The sequence below is a fragment of the Janthinobacterium sp. NKUCC06_STL genome (assembly GCF_019345455.1).
Taxonomy (GTDB): Bacteria; Pseudomonadota; Gammaproteobacteria; order Burkholderiales; family Burkholderiaceae_D; genus Janthinobacterium; species Janthinobacterium rivuli.
Genome location: NZ_JAHKQY010000004.1, coordinates 314,908 through 328,378 on the forward strand (window position 1 = coordinate 314,908; position 13,471 = coordinate 328,378).

General features: G+C 56.3%; 14 protein-coding genes. 7 read left to right on the top strand and 7 right to left on the bottom strand.

The genetic code is table 11. The features are described 5' to 3' along the window. Window positions 1-191: 191 nt before the first annotated feature. Genes KO539_RS17020 through KO539_RS17035 form a run of 4 tightly spaced genes read right to left on the bottom strand, consistent with a single transcriptional unit; the run spans window position 192 to window position 2,545 of the window. Window positions 192-749 carry a hypothetical protein gene (locus KO539_RS17020; RefSeq protein WP_219310655.1) on the bottom strand — a complete coding sequence of 186 codons (558 nt, stop codon included), beginning with the start codon at window positions 747-749 and terminating at the stop codon, window positions 192-194. Continuing rightward, window positions 746-1,198 (bottom strand): hypothetical protein, encoded by a 453-nt coding sequence (locus KO539_RS17025; protein WP_219310656.1) that lies wholly within the window; start codon window positions 1,196-1,198, stop codon window positions 746-748. The genes KO539_RS17020 and KO539_RS17025 overlap by 4 nt, the downstream gene beginning before the upstream one ends. 9 nt (window positions 1,199-1,207) lie before the next feature. Next, the gene (locus KO539_RS17030; RefSeq protein ID WP_092715352.1) at window positions 1,208-1,489 is read right to left on the bottom strand and encodes a hypothetical protein; all 282 of its coding nucleotides are present in this window, start codon (window positions 1,487-1,489) and stop codon (window positions 1,208-1,210) included. 3 nt (window positions 1,490-1,492) lie between these two features. Further along, window positions 1,493-2,545 (bottom strand): PRTRC system protein D, encoded by a 1,053-nt coding sequence (locus KO539_RS17035; protein ID WP_219310657.1) that lies wholly within the window; start codon window positions 2,543-2,545, stop codon window positions 1,493-1,495. A gap of 1,206 nt (window positions 2,546-3,751) precedes the next feature. On the opposite strand from KO539_RS17035, the gene KO539_RS17040 reads away from it, so the two are divergent. The 5 genes from KO539_RS17040 (at window position 3,752) to KO539_RS17060 (ending at window position 7,939) form a co-directional block, all read left to right on the top strand. Beyond that, the gene (locus KO539_RS17040) at window positions 3,752-4,831 is read left to right on the top strand and encodes an integrase domain-containing protein (protein ID WP_219310658.1); all 1,080 of its coding nucleotides are present in this window, start codon (window positions 3,752-3,754) and stop codon (window positions 4,829-4,831) included. After that, window positions 4,828-5,535, top strand: a complete 708-nt coding sequence (locus KO539_RS17045; protein ID WP_219310659.1) for a restriction endonuclease — start codon at window positions 4,828-4,830, stop codon at window positions 5,533-5,535. Before KO539_RS17040 ends, KO539_RS17045 begins: the two co-directional genes overlap by 4 nt. Further along, the gene (locus KO539_RS17050; protein ID WP_219310660.1) at window positions 5,526-5,885 is read left to right on the top strand and encodes a hypothetical protein; all 360 of its coding nucleotides are present in this window, start codon (window positions 5,526-5,528) and stop codon (window positions 5,883-5,885) included. Before KO539_RS17045 ends, KO539_RS17050 begins: the two co-directional genes overlap by 10 nt. Window positions 5,886-5,982: 97 nt before the next feature. Continuing rightward, window positions 5,983-6,285, top strand: coding sequence for a hypothetical protein (locus KO539_RS17055; RefSeq protein ID WP_219310661.1), 303 nt, complete (start codon window positions 5,983-5,985; stop codon window positions 6,283-6,285). 1,114 nt (window positions 6,286-7,399) lie between these two features. Further along, entirely contained in the window at window positions 7,400-7,939 is a 540-nt protein-coding gene (locus KO539_RS17060; protein ID WP_219310662.1) for a hypothetical protein, read from the top strand. 123 nt (window positions 7,940-8,062) lie between these two features. Here the strand turns inward: KO539_RS17060 and KO539_RS17065 are convergent, their stop codons facing one another. Next, window positions 8,063-8,296 carry a hypothetical protein gene (locus KO539_RS17065; RefSeq protein WP_219310663.1) on the bottom strand — a complete coding sequence of 78 codons (234 nt, stop codon included), beginning with the start codon at window positions 8,294-8,296 and terminating at the stop codon, window positions 8,063-8,065. 472 nt (window positions 8,297-8,768) lie between these two features. On the opposite strand from KO539_RS17065, the gene KO539_RS17070 reads away from it, so the two are divergent. Together KO539_RS17070 and KO539_RS17075 are read left to right on the top strand one after the other, a co-directional pair. After that, window positions 8,769-9,101: a hypothetical protein gene (locus KO539_RS17070; RefSeq protein WP_219310664.1), complete on the top strand. Its 333-nt coding sequence runs from the start codon at window positions 8,769-8,771 to the stop codon at window positions 9,099-9,101. Beyond that, complete coding sequence (locus tag KO539_RS17075) at window positions 9,085-9,480, top strand: hypothetical protein (RefSeq protein ID WP_219310665.1); 396 nt, start codon at window positions 9,085-9,087, stop codon at window positions 9,478-9,480. The genes KO539_RS17070 and KO539_RS17075 overlap by 17 nt, the downstream gene beginning before the upstream one ends. 228 nt (window positions 9,481-9,708) lie before the next feature. Here the strand turns inward: KO539_RS17075 and KO539_RS17080 are convergent, their stop codons facing one another. Then, window positions 9,709-12,126 (bottom strand): DNA repair protein, encoded by a 2,418-nt coding sequence (locus KO539_RS17080; protein ID WP_219310666.1) that lies wholly within the window; start codon window positions 12,124-12,126, stop codon window positions 9,709-9,711. Between the two features lie 60 nt (window positions 12,127-12,186). After that, on the bottom strand, window positions 12,187-13,470 hold the full coding sequence (locus KO539_RS17085; RefSeq protein ID WP_219310667.1) for a metallophosphatase family protein: 1,284 nt from the start codon (window positions 13,468-13,470) through the stop codon (window positions 12,187-12,189). Between the last annotated feature and the right edge of the window lies 1 nt (window position 13,471).

The window sequence follows — 13,471 nt, forward strand, 5'->3', positions numbered from 1 at the left end:
CCGGTTCCGGTCATCGAGTTCATAATACGAGACCTCTTAGAGAAAGCCAGGCTGCCGCATCTTCTTTATGCGCCATATCAGTAAATCGCAGTTCATAGCATTTATTATCGCTCGCAAGAAACTCTGACTGTCCAGTGAAAGCATCCTCACGTGGGACATTCACAGAGGGTATTTTCTGAGCACCATATGGCCTATACCGTACTTTCAGGATACTTTTTGCATTCCTTCAAGAATTCACATCGGCGACACTGCGATATTGATTCCGCGTAATCGGCTGAAATCGTTTGGCTCAATAAAGCTATTCTGCGGTGATAAAATGCCGTGATTTGTTTGTTATTAAGCAAGAAAACCTTGATGGCTCTACGCCCAGGTATCTCAGGGTGCTCAACAACGACAAATCCATACTCGTTCACCTTGGCGCCGCTTGCCAATTCCAGAACCATCTTTTGGACCGAAAGTTCGATCACGTCCGACATGAACACGCGCTCCACACTTCGGATTTTGTATTCCATCAACGTAAGTCTTCCTTTGTTGCGATAGACTCGATCAACACGCGCCAGGAGTTTGATGGGGTGGTCGATTGAGAAAGTTTGCTCTGCGTAAGCCAGGCTGGCGTAACGCAATTCGTTCGGGAACCAGCTGGGGCGCGTTCGACACGTGGCATGCCTTCGCACGCCACGTACAACACAGAGCAACAGAAGCACCCAACTCACATGCAAGAGTATCGATAGATAAGTCGAAGTGTTCATTTTTTTTCATGAATGCGTGTGACAAGGCGAAGGCGCGCTTGGCGCCTTTGTGGCACTTGTCGATGTCGCGAACAGCACCGTTGTTGGCGTAGTCTCAAAAAAACCGTTCGAACGGATCGCCCCATTTGAACGCGCATGTTGCGCACCGCCGATAGGCTTCTTGGCAATACCTTGTTCAACCAACTGTAGAGTTTGGTCGGGCGTCTAGGTAAACTGTTGGCCTCGATAGCTGAGCGCTCTCTCAGGCCAATTGGCGCAAACGGCGCGGCATTCAAATCCAATGTTTCGATGAAGAACCTCACGTGTTGAAGCTCTCCATAGGCCCGTGCCTGTTCGCGTTCGGGCGAGCAGCGTGGGCCAAACCTGTCGGCCAAAACGATCTTGCGTTCGCAGAACCCCATTTCGGCTAGTTGGCTAGCACTGATACGCAGTAGCTCTTCGTTTTCCATGGATTACTCCTATTCGCTTCTTGATGGGCCAAAAAGCTCCATCGATGCCAAGGCGGCGACGGTGTCTTGATTCGGCGTGTTTGGTTCAGAATTTGGTTTGCTGAGGCACGGTGCTTCCATGGTCGACGTGGTCTGCCCGGATTGCTGTACTACCAGTCCGGCATAGGCCAGTGTGCGCAGACGATTCACGCGGCGCGGTCCCTTAGGAAACCTGATGAGATCGTCATACAGGGGAGGGTTGTCCGCGCGCTCCAGCTCTACACTCAAACGGATAGTGATGGGTGTGCCCATGATTTAAGTCGCCGTGTCTAGCGGCTCTGTGCCATCTGTCCGTGCCGATGCAGCGTCTACCTGCTTGGCCAGTTCTGTTCCAGCAAACTGAAAACCTTTGACGTTGGCAAAGATCGGATCCTTGAGTTCCTGCAGCTCGTGATGCGGGAATGCGGTTTTCAGTGCTTTTCGATAGAAGAAGGCGCCACCGCCGACCAGAATAATATTTTTAATGTCAGCAGCGTCGCCCACGTAGTGCAGCATCTCGGCGACAGCCTGCTCCGGGATTTTCTGAGCGAGCGGCAGGTGTTGGGCGATGTCGTACTCTTTTTGAAAGATGACCGGTTTCTTTCCCGTCCGCAGCGCCAAATCGATCGCGTCGTATTCCCGGTAATGAGAGCCGGTGGCTCGGCTGATTCCTTCGATGATCGAGTGGAGCACGTCAAACATGCCACGCGGTACCGAGTGGCTGCGCTTGTCAATTTGCTGCATACCTTGCGTCACGAGCCAATCAAACGTCCGCCGACCTGGATCGATAATCAGATTGCGCTCCTTGCGCATCTGGGCAAGGCGCCCATGGGTCAATCCGCAGTACATCAAGGCTCCGGATGGCTGCGCAATTGCTTTGACGCGCGCGATCGTGATCTTTCTGCCTTCCGCCAGGGTGTGTTCCCCGGTCACGCGGCGTTCCAACGCCGCCACCTGCTTCTTGAGCTTATAGGTGGCCACGGGTAGGCCAAGTACCAGGAGATCTATCCGGTCCAGGCGCATGTAATGCAGCGCACCCAGTAGCAAAGCCAGATATTCGGGCGTTGCACTGTAGCTGTCGTGCTGCAGCACATTGGCATTGAAGATGTCGGAAGCCAGGTGAGCGTCTGGCCCGACCTCATAGTTCAAATCGTCGACCGGGACGCAGACGGTACGGCGTTTTGTTCCCCAGGTTTCCTGCTCATAGATCGTTTCACATGGGTGGGCCTGCGAGGGAAACATCGCGCAGCGCACCTCACCGGCGCTGACCGTTGCAATGAATTTGGTATTTCCTCGGCCAATGTCCACGGCCCGCACGATGGGTTCCACTTCGTCCTCCTGACTGCTGCAAGTGATCAACAGTAATAGTGGGGCGGTACGTACTCCATGGGAAAAGGCCTGCTTTTTTGCCAGAATTTGTAATAAGTGCCAATCCAGACGTGCTGGGGAACGACTGGAGTCGCGCTGCGGCGCGGCTATACTGGTGCATGTCGGCGTGAGATTGCATCGCATCTGCGCTGGAATTGCGCCACATCGCGGACGTATTTTCGTCGCTCATCTGTGTATCTGGCTCAGTCCGTTCCGATGTTCAAAACCATTTACAATCAGAGGAATGGCCACGCGGCGTTCTTCATAGGGAGAAATCCTCGCCAGATGCGATTACCAAATAAATTCGGCCTCAATCACAAATTTTCAGCGCCGAAAATCGGCTTGACATTCGAAAAAACTGATCATATTCTGTGACGACTGTCTGGACCCACTTCCAGGAACATCGCGTTCCGAATGTGGCGCTGGCAAGCGTGGTATGCCGTTGCAGTCGTTACCTGTCTATCGAAGCGAAGTTGATCGGCCGCGCCCTGCGGTCGAGTTGAGTGGTATGTCAGTGAAGAAGTAGGTCGGGCTGCCCCTGCCGGGGGTAACTGCTCGCGCGTGATTTCTCGTCAAGAGACGCTTGTCAAATCGGAGAGGGCCTTGCGGCGCTCCGTCGCTAATTTACGATCCTGGTAGTGTCGATGTATCGCCTGCGGCCGCGAACCGCAGGAGAGTGATTTATCACCTATTCAATCTTCCTGCTGTACGAAGAGCCTATCGCGGTGCCTTGTTGTGACGTTGCCGAAGAAGCTTCGATCAACCTGGTTAGTGCGCAATCACGAAGCGGCCTGGTGGTAGGGCTGATGGGATGACCGTGAGGGAAGAGGGGGCAAGGTCCTGGTTCAATTGAGAATGGCCGGAGCACCTAAATGTCTTTGTGGCGTCAGCGCCGCACTGCTCGCGCACGACGCGGGGACTAACACAGAAGGAGAAATTCGCTGGTTATTCGCATGAGCATTTTTAAGACACCGCGCCTTCGGGCAAATAGAAAATCCGCCATCGACGCTGAGATAGGGACAGCGCGTTGGAATATCTAGAGTACATCTCCCTCGTCGGCGCAGCAGGCCAGGCCCCGATGCTATTTGATGGCCACACTTGGGGCATGCGCGCCAGACAGTGCAGTATGCCAAGTCGACAATCCTTGAGTATCAGGAGGGAGAAGTCATGACCCACAACACACAATGGAGGGGGCAGCTCGATGCGTTGCTGGACGCGTTCAATGAGCGGCATGCCAATGTAGGGAAGGGGATTTCGCATAGCACCAGGGAGGCGCGCAGCCAGGGTTTGTACCGTATTTTCGCTTTGCTGCGCAAATTGGGTTTTAAACCCATACCGGAGAACCTGGCGGAACGGCACGTGCGCGCGTTGATGGCGTACTGGACGGCGCAGCCGTTACCGGCAGATGTGTTGCTCGACATGCCGATGACCATACCGCGCCGGGCATATCCCTGCAGCGCGGCCTACATTCAGCAGCAAATGAGCTTTATCCGGGTTTTCGCCAGCTGGATTGGCAAGCCGGGCCTGGTGCGCAGTGCCGAGAGCTATGTGAACGATCCGGCCTTAGTACGCCGCTCCTACGGGGCGCTGATCGACAAGGGGTGGGAGAGTCATGGTCTTGCCGTCGATGAGGTCATTGCCGCCGTCGATGCGGTTGACAGCCACGTGGGAGGGCAGCTGGCGATGATGATCGCGTTTGGCCTGCGCCGCAAGGAAGCTGTCATGTTCTGTCCGCGCGCCGCCGAAGTACCGGCGTATGCATTGCCGGCCCAGCATCCTCGATCCGATCACTATATTAGCTTTTTGCGCATCAAGCGCGGGACGAAGGGCGGCCGGCTGCGCTACGCGGCAGTGCGTACAGCCCAGCAACGGCAAGCGCTGGCGCGTGCACGCTGTCTCGCCCGGCAGGATTGGGGGCATATCGGCCATCCTGGACTGTCCTTGAAACAGTCGCTGGACCTGTTTTCGAATGTGGTGCGTTCAGTTGGGCTGACCAAGAATGACCTGGGCGTCACGCCACACGGCTTACGGCATCAGTTTGCCGGTGATCTGTACTTTGATATCACGCAGGTGCAGCCGCCTGTGCGGGGCGGCGAGCTGTTAATCGATCGTGAGGTGATGGCGGATGCTTATCGGCAGGTGGCCGAACAGCTGGGCCACCATCGGCCGCAGATTAGCAATGCATATCTGGGTTCGCCGGTGGTCCGGCGCAGTGATGACGTCGATTTAATAGGAGCAGCATCATGAAACGGGGGCATTGGCAGCGTTGGTCGTCAGGAAATGTGCATGCGCGGTGGGTCAAGCGCGCCGTGGCCAGTGCTGATGGAAGAGAGCGAATCGAGGAGGGAAAAGCTGGGGGCTCGCGCGTACTGCGTCCGCCGCGCGAACGCTATGAAGCGGTTCTGGCCAGTTCGCGCGGCCTGAGCGGCATCCTGATTCGCTGTGCGTCGCAGTTGCTCAATGCTGTGCGGCTGCGCCGGCTCACTGAACATCGCCGGCGTATCGCGCAGTCGCGCGCGGTGTTGCGGGCCGTGCGGCAGTTCACAGGGGAGGGGTACGCGGCACGGTGCCTGGCTTATCTGCGCAGTGTGGATCCTCTGGTGTTCGAAGAAGTAGTGCTCTCAGCCTTGGAAGACGCCGGGCTATTTGTCCTGCGCAACCAGCGTTATTCCGGGGATGGCGGGATTGACGGCAAGGTGTGGCTACCTGGGCAGGGCTGGTATGCGGTACAGTCAAAGCGCTACGGCGGCCATGTGAATCACCACCATGTCGCGGCCTTTGGCGAGGCCATTTGCCATCACGGTTTTGGGGCGGGACTATTTCTGCATACCGGACGCAGCGGCGCAGCCGTGTATCCCCATTTGACCAAAAGCAAAGTGGTGCTGGTCAGCGGCGCTAGTCTCGTGAAACTGGTGCTGGGAAGGCACGCGGAGGACGTCGTATGGAACTGAATGTGGAGGACCAGCAGTTGTTGCGAGCATGCCGGACAGCCGGCTCCACCTACACGGTGATTGAGAAAAGCGGATGCAAGGGGGCCGAAGTGACCGATGCCCGCCTCGCGGCGCAAGCTTATTATGATGCGCCGGTGGAGGGGCGGCCATTTGTTATATGCAATTTTAGTCACACATCGTGCGTGATCGCTGATACGCGTCGCGTCTCGCGACTCGGACGCCTGGAAAAGCATGTGATTGCGACTTGTGACGATGGTGGGGAATTTATGCGCTGTTTCAATCAATTGGTGCATGAACGCTCCAGATTACTTGGAAGAACATATGATGATACCTATCCGCAATCTCATTGAATTTGCTTGAGTTATGTTGTGCAATCTACTAAAACTTTCACCTTCGATGTTGTCTAAAAAAATAGGATTCTTCCTATTTAACAAAAGGAGAGAAGTTATGTTTGATTTAGATGAGTTCCTTCAATGTATTCGTGAAAAACTGTATAGCTATGTTGAGAGCCGAAAAAATGATGTGGATCGAGGGGCCGAGACTGCTGAACTGGCAGCATTGCTGGTGCAAAAATACGGTTATGGTTTGGCTGATAGTGCGAGCCTCGCGGCCAATCTGTTGGAGTGTCCACAACCAGACCTGATCAGGGATGTGGACCAACTGGTCGCCAGCATTGATCCCGATTGGCGAGCCAATCAACAACGTCGCTTTAGTGCAAGGCCCGCGTCACTCTTTTTATCCAGTACCTGAGTACGTGTGCTAGACAGCTAGAATTCGGTGAACTTGTCGCTTTCGTTCGCTTGAAAATTTCGCTGTGTTGTACAAAATGTGAATGCTTTCTGTGAGAATCGCTCTCACATTGCTCCTGCCCCATCCATCGCGGATTTCTGGCAGGATCTTGCCACTCACGTGGTGAGCGTTGCGGTCGTCACCCGTCATTCATCTGTCGAGTAAGACTTCGACACGTTGCTTCGGCAACCGATCTTCGCCTGCTCACCTGGCAGGCTGATGTGCGCAAGCAAAGGATCGTTTGCGCCATGGAAGTACAGTTCACTCGTTACTTCTCAGATTAGGCCCCTGTTCTTAGGAATGGCGGGCCTTTTTTCGCTTGACTATCGGTATTTGACGATAGCCATGCATATCTTCTCGTGTGTGGGGCATCGCGGTCTCCATACGGGGCCATGGTGCCTTCTTTTTTTTGGAGAGCTATCATGTCCCAACGACAATTTCTACAGGATCAGCCATACCCGCTTTGCATTTTGCTTGGCGGCACCGGGTTACGTGAGGGGAACGGGGACGTGCATGTTGTGTGTGCACTGCTGCGGGCAGGCTCAGGCTACCCTCGTATATCGCATGCTTTAGCGCACGCGCAGATGCCATATCAGAGTCATCCTGACAGTGTGTTTCCGTACCTAGGGTCGCGCATAGGATTGTTGTTTGCCTGTGTTGTACATCTCGCGACGAAGCTCTGGTTACGGCGAACCCAGCTGATAGGGCGCCTTGCCCGGAGTGACTTACACTCCAGACAAGGCACCTGCTGAGGAGACCAACATGGGAACCAGGGTATTTGGAAGGGGTGTCGAGCCTGGCGGAATGGAACTCGACAATGAGCGCTTTGAGGCGGAGTGCCCGGCATGTTCGCATGAGCGGGCTAAGTATCACAGCTGGGAAAGCGCCGAGTCTGGCACGATCAATCAGCACTGGAGCATTTATTGCCCGGCATGCGGTTATTCGTTGCCAGATGAGGGAGAGTGCTAAATAGATTGTCTCGTTTGTTTGTTAAAGGGGCGGGGCGTATGTAGATGAGGGAGCACCTGCATCCGATAGGATGCCGGTGTTCCCTTTTGTTTTTGCGGAGGACATCATGCATAACGAAGCAGAGGCGAGGGCAGGGAAGCGGCGGCGCTCCTTGGTCGACATTGAAGAAGAGCGGGTTTGGGCGAGTCTCTATCGGCGCGTGGCAGATCCAGTGATTGCTGCCGAGTTGGTGGCGCATCTGGAAAAAAACGGTGAAATGAGATTGCAGCATAGTGGCCTGTATTTGCGTTGTAAACATGTGTTGCGAAGGGAAAAAGCGCGTCAGGCACGCCTGCGCAAGATCGGTGCTGCGATCCGTTGGGCATTCCATACGGTGTTCGGTGTCCCCCTCAGTTTGACAACAAGGTCGCTCAGGTCTATGGGAACAGTTCTGTTGGCCTGTCTGCCGGAACGCGATGACAGGGTTGTCGCTCAGTTGCGAAAGGTGACAACTGGGGATGCCAGTCGGGTGGATGTTGGTCAGGAAGTCTCGCCGTCAGAGATTGCTCATCCATTGAGCGAAAACGTTGTAACGGAGGCTGGACAAGGTGCCAACATCGGCGCATCTCCACGTTCGGCCAAGCACGCTGCCGGACGAAGGCGTTGATTCACGATCGAGTCTGGCGGGGCGTCGACGAGATCCCGTTTGAAAGATAGGTGCTGCTGGTGATGATCTCGGGATCTTACCCTGTGAGCCGCCTGATGCCGGGACAGACTACGAGCAAGCTTGCTATCGATGCAGTATGACGCCGGCCGACGTACGGCACGATGCCACTGTCTCGTCGATGAGCTTATGCAATAACCGCGTCTCGTCTGCACGTCCACGTAAATGCTGTTTGCATTGTTCGATGTAGGCGTCGAGGTCGGTGAGCCTTTTGATACCCACCGGTTCAAAACCAGTGACGTAGCGCAGGCGCTCGACGTCTCTCGACGTCAGTCGGATATGTACGCCAAGTTGCAGCATGTTTTTGCCAATTGCGGCCCTCATCAGATCCGTCATCCAGCACAGATGGTTTTCGTATATGCATCTGTTGCTCAGGATAGGCATCCATCGAGCAGATTTCAAGTTGCCAGCATGTGCAAGGCTGGCCTCGTCCAGGCTCGTGCCATGTGCCGGCATCGATTGCCCAGGACGTTTCAATTCCCTTAAGCATGGAGGTCATCATGAAACATCAATATTCACCTTGGAAGAGTAGTGGGACGCCATGCGCCAGCGCAGCTGGACAAGTCGATCCGCTCATTGAGCAGCTAGAGGCGCTGCCTCCCGGTACGCGCGTTGTGACCCGGGACGGCGCGCAGTTTATTCGAACAAACAGGACGTGCATTTGCTTTTGCGACCTGACGACAGGGCACCTGTGTTCAGCAAAGGATCTTTGCTATGGACACGGTGGATCCTTGGCTGACGGCGCAGGGCATTTCCACTGAGGAGTATTGTCATGAACGAAGTCATCAACATAACAATTGGTTTGATTTATCACGAGTATTGTCGCGCGCTTGACATCCATTACGATGAACGGCGGCGACACGACCTGATGAGCGTGATGTTATATCGCGCCGAGGAGATGGGGTATGACGATTACAAGCGGGGCAACGAGCAGGTACCGCGCTTGTTTAACCAGGAGATCGGATTGCGGGATGCCTGGCTGATGGGGTTTGCGCAGGCGGCTATCAGCGACAGTGTTGAGCAGTTGAGAGCGTTGCAACGGAAGCGCCAGCAGAATCCTGCCGAGGAGGTAGAGCGCCACGGAGGTGATGATGGACGGTACTGATGAGGTGCACGGTCTAGCCGTGGTTCAGCAATATATCGAAGCAACTCAAAAGTGGCGGCCCGGTAGCGGTGAGCTTGTGCACCTGGAAGCATTTCGGGCAGCTCTGCACTTAGGCTACGAAGACTACTTCGACGGAAGGGAGGAAATGCCGCTGGTGTTTCTATTCAATGAGTCGCTGCAGGAATTGTGGCTGGAAGGTATTCGTCTCGCCAAGACGGCAGCCGAAATGCGCTTATGCCGTGCGCATGGCGGATGGAAGTGTGATTGTGCCAAGGCAGTAGATGGCAGGTGTTGGAGAAACCAGCTCCGTCAAAGGCGGATATGCGAGCGGCAAAACAGGGTGGTTCAGCTTGTCCCACGATTTGCAGAGGCGTCTTGAATAATCATGCTGACAAGCAGTTATCACGACAACGGGGGCATTTACACTTCGCACCTACAGCGGTGGAAGTGCATAGATGAATGAGGGATGATGAGCGGTAGCTCGCTCATCATCCCTGTTTCTCCAGGCATTCTTCAAGCGATGGCACGGCCAGAGTGTAGAAGTGCATACCAGAAGGCGGCTTGGCGGGTGGTGTGATGTGATGGTGACTGGTGTGTATATTGAAGACTAGATGAGATCGATGGTGGCATCAGCCATTGCGGCCAACTCGGGCGTGTGTGAAATAAAAAACTCTTGTTGATAGTTGCCCATTTGCATGACTTGGCGCTTCATCGCAAGGAACATGCGTTTATGCTCGGCATCAAAGGCGCCATCGGCTTCGTCCGAGAAGAGCGTTTCGCTGCGCCGGCTATCCGACTCGACCAGATACAAGGCCATGGCGCGCGTGAGGCATTCATTGATCCAGACACGTTCGCCTCCGCTCATTTTGGATACGCTCTTCGCAAAGCCGGTATTTGCGTCGTGCACGATGATGTCAAATCCTTCCTTGGATTGGCCTTTACCCGACTCCAGCAGCGTGCGGATGGATACCGTAAAACGCGACCCATAGCATGCCATCAATAAATCGTTGGTGAGCATCGACAGGGCGGGGCCCGCGTCGTCAATGGCCAATGCGATGATGCCATCGTTCCCCAGGCATGTGGCGAACAGAGACCATATTGCTGTCTGCTCTTCAATATGAGCGATGCGGGCATCCAGGGTGGCTAGCGTTTGACGTTGACCCAGTAGCTGGCGTTGGAGCTCAGTCAGGCGGTGCTGGCGTCCGATCGCTTCGTTTAGTTGTGTTTCACATTCTGCGAGCTTGTCCGTGAAGTGAGCGATTTCCTGCTCGGCCTGCGCAAGACGAACCGGATCGAATGGCAAAGGCAGAGCGGAGAGTTGCTGTTCAATACGCTCACGTTCTATGCGAATACCCTGCGCGATCTGAGCGCGCTCACCTGCAATGACTGCCAGTTCCTTGTCAATGCGTGCTTTTTCCTGTTTTTCGGTATCCGTTTCGTGGTCGACGGCGTGCGCGAGCAGGTGAATCCGGCGGATCACGTCGTCAATGCTGTCCCGTGCCTGCTCGATCTCGCTGGCGCGCGCAGCGACTTGCTGATTGGCTGAGTGTCTTTCCCGAGTACGATCCAGGCGGCGCAGTGCCCGCGCCAAGCGCTCTGCCGTATCCGGCATCGCGGCGATTTGCGCGTCCAGCTGTGACAGCACCTCGGTTTGCTGGCGCTGGGCGTGTTCCAGGCGGCGCAGCGATTGTTCGTGTTGGGGAATGATGGGACGGGCTGAGCGGGCGTGCTCGAGTAGCTGGCATTGTCCCTGGAGCGCGGTCCCCGCGCAGGGAACGAGGGAGGTGAGCGAGAGGCGCTGGTGCAGTGCTCGGATCTGACATACCGTCTCACCGATCTCCCGGTTGAACCCATCGATCTTTTGCAGAGCTACAGCACGCTGAGACGTTGCCTCCGTATGCCGATCATGCAACTGACGGCAGATTGCGGCATGATTGCTGCGGTATTCCTGCAGGCGTGTCAGGATCGGTAGTCGCTGAACGGCGCGGGTCACGCGTCGGTGATCGGCATTGAGCAACCGCAGGTTCGCATGCCGGCTGACTGCAGCCAGATATTCCTGCGCATGCTCGTGCCGCCGCTGCACGATCTGGTGGATCATGGCCTGGCCTACCGCGACGCGGTCATGTTCTCGCTCGTCGATTTGCTGATTGCGTGTCAGCAGGCGATCGCGCAGGTGCTGCAGTGTTTGGTTGAGCTGCTGGCGCTGGTTCACATAGGTTGCGGAGATGGTTTGTTCGGCCCGGAGGGTGGCCAAGGTGTTTTTTTTCGCATCCAGCGCTGCCAGTGCTGCCCGCCTGCCGCGTTGTAAGGTCTCCAGCGCGCCGTCGGGCATGCTCAATTGTCGCGATATCTCGTGATTGTCATCGATCTGTCGCTGTAGCAGCCGCCGTTCCTGCTGCCATCCGGATAGCCCGCAGCGCAGCAGTTTGGCCGTCTCCGCAGCCTGTAGCCCCTTGGTGCGTACGCGCTCGAGTCCGAGCAGGTCACTCAATAGCACTTTGATTTCCGCATTGCGGTAGTGAGCCAGCTGGCGCCTGTTCTGCGCCGAGAATGCCGTGGTAAAAAAAGTGGCGGCTGGGCCGACGATGTCCTCGACGCAGCGTTGGTAGGATTCCATCCGGCCATCGGAGAGGGTGCCGTCTGGGAGTTGCACGGGTTGCCATGTGCCAGCGCGGAGCTGATGCAGGTAGGCCTCGCTCCTGCGCTTACCGTTGAGCCGAATCATGATCTGGGTGCGGTATTGCCGTCCCGCCATTTCCCACAGGAGTTCCTTGCGGTTGACCGGCAAGTACACCTCATCGTAGTAGGAAAAGCTGCCAAGGCCGTCAGCCCATGCCTTGGAAGGCATGGTCGCAAAGGGCGTCATATTGTCTAACACGGTGGTTTTGCCGCGTCCATTCGGGCCGACGATGGCCACCAGCTGGGCGCCGGCTGTGAGGCGCTCGAAATCGAGCGTCAATGTTTCTCTGTTCATCCCATCGCGAATGCCGATGAAACCTGTCAAAGTGAGGGAAAGAGGGCGCATGGTGATCTCTCCTGGTCAAAGTGTCTTCCGGTCTTTAGTATGAAGCGGCGCACGCGCGCCTCAAGGCGGCACAGCCCCGTTTCCCGAAGCATGGCGCTCGCTTGTGCAAGCGTCGCCAGCAACGGTTTCTCTTGACAGCGCAGCCATAGCAATGTCGGCGGGTGAGCGGATAGCTAGCTGGGCCAGGCACGCCAATAAGGGCGCTGCTGGCGTATCGACCTGCTGTGCCCACGCATGCACTTGCTCTTCAAGTTGATGGCAGCGTGCCATTCCCGCCGCTCTGGCACGGGTGATCGGGATCACGCGGCCTTCGAGCTTGATGCCTGCCGCGCCACGAAACAGTGCCGTGATCGCTTCCCGGTCGATGGTGGCGCGTTCCTCTTCAAGGCACTGCCAGCGGATACGCACCCAGGCACCTTCGATGTTGTGGCTAGCGACGTACTGGTGCAGTGCATGCATATCCGGCGCTCCGGCAAACGCCAGCTCCAGCGTGCGGCGAGCCGGCGTCGCGACGAGTTCGCAGTTGGCGCTGTCCGCGGTGACGTCCCACATCAGGAAACCCTTGTTGCCTTGTTCGCCGTAATGCAAGCGTCCAATCGAGCCGGGGTAGGCGATCACCTGTCCGTTGTGGTCCCATGCCTGATGCAGGTGAATATGCCCCAGCATGAACGCATTGGCCTGTGCCTGAAACAGCGCGCCTGCGGTAAATTCATGGTCCATTCCCGCCATCGGCACCCCATGTTCTGTCATGCAGCCGGTCACGGTGCCGTGGGAGAGCGCGATGGTGGGAATACCCCGCTGGCGCGCCAGCAGATTGCCTGGCGCGTAGCCGGCCAGGAGGTCCGCAAGATAGTGGCCCATGGCCTGTCCCGTTTGTTCCGCGCCGACACTGGCGGCCACATTCGCCTTATTCATGGTCGGAACACATGAGCAGAGCAGGGTGCAATCTTCGTCGCGCCATTCGTTTGCATCGAAGCGCGAGTGTGTGGAGGCAGTCCATTCACTCCGGCTGTTGAGGACGACCTGCTGCAGGCGGTTAGCCACATGTATGGGATAACGACCCCCTAGCAGGGAAAACAGATCCAGCGTACCGGGAGGTTCGTGGGAAAACGTCCCTTGCAGCATCAGGACCGGGCAATGATCGGCCAGACGCCGGATCTGGCGCGCAAGCGCCATCAACGCCGGCGAATGGGCATCCAGGGCATGATCGGTGGTGTCGCCCGTAATGACGGCGACTTCTGCCTGTCTTGCGATCGCCTGGTCTACGGCATAGGTGAAGCACGTATCGACCTCGGGCAAGGTCGATACTGCATAGTGCAAATCGGAAAAGTGAGCGATGCGCATA

Coding starts and splice junctions, on each gene's coding strand:
- KO539_RS17020 (WP_219310655.1), bottom strand. CDS start 749: ATGAACACTTCGACTTATCTATCGATACTCTTGCATGTGAGTTGGGTG.
- KO539_RS17025 (WP_219310656.1), bottom strand. CDS start 1,198: ATGGAAAACGAAGAGCTACTGCGTATCAGTGCTAGCCAACTAGCCGAA.
- KO539_RS17030 (WP_092715352.1), bottom strand. CDS start 1,489: ATGGGCACACCCATCACTATCCGTTTGAGTGTAGAGCTGGAGCGCGCG.
- KO539_RS17040 (WP_219310658.1), top strand. CDS start 3,752: ATGACCCACAACACACAATGGAGGGGGCAGCTCGATGCGTTGCTGGAC.
- KO539_RS17045 (WP_219310659.1), top strand. CDS start 4,828: ATGAAACGGGGGCATTGGCAGCGTTGGTCGTCAGGAAATGTGCATGCG.
- KO539_RS17050 (WP_219310660.1), top strand. CDS start 5,526: ATGGAACTGAATGTGGAGGACCAGCAGTTGTTGCGAGCATGCCGGACA.
- KO539_RS17055 (WP_219310661.1), top strand. CDS start 5,983: ATGTTTGATTTAGATGAGTTCCTTCAATGTATTCGTGAAAAACTGTAT.
- KO539_RS17060 (WP_219310662.1), top strand. CDS start 7,400: ATGCATAACGAAGCAGAGGCGAGGGCAGGGAAGCGGCGGCGCTCCTTG.
- KO539_RS17065 (WP_219310663.1), bottom strand. CDS start 8,296: ATGCTGCAACTTGGCGTACATATCCGACTGACGTCGAGAGACGTCGAG.
- KO539_RS17070 (WP_219310664.1), top strand. CDS start 8,769: ATGAACGAAGTCATCAACATAACAATTGGTTTGATTTATCACGAGTAT.
- KO539_RS17075 (WP_219310665.1), top strand. CDS start 9,085: ATGATGGACGGTACTGATGAGGTGCACGGTCTAGCCGTGGTTCAGCAA.
- KO539_RS17080 (WP_219310666.1), bottom strand. CDS start 12,126: ATGCGCCCTCTTTCCCTCACTTTGACAGGTTTCATCGGCATTCGCGAT.
- KO539_RS17085 (WP_219310667.1), bottom strand. CDS start 13,470: ATGCGCATCGCTCACTTTTCCGATTTGCACTATGCAGTATCGACCTTG.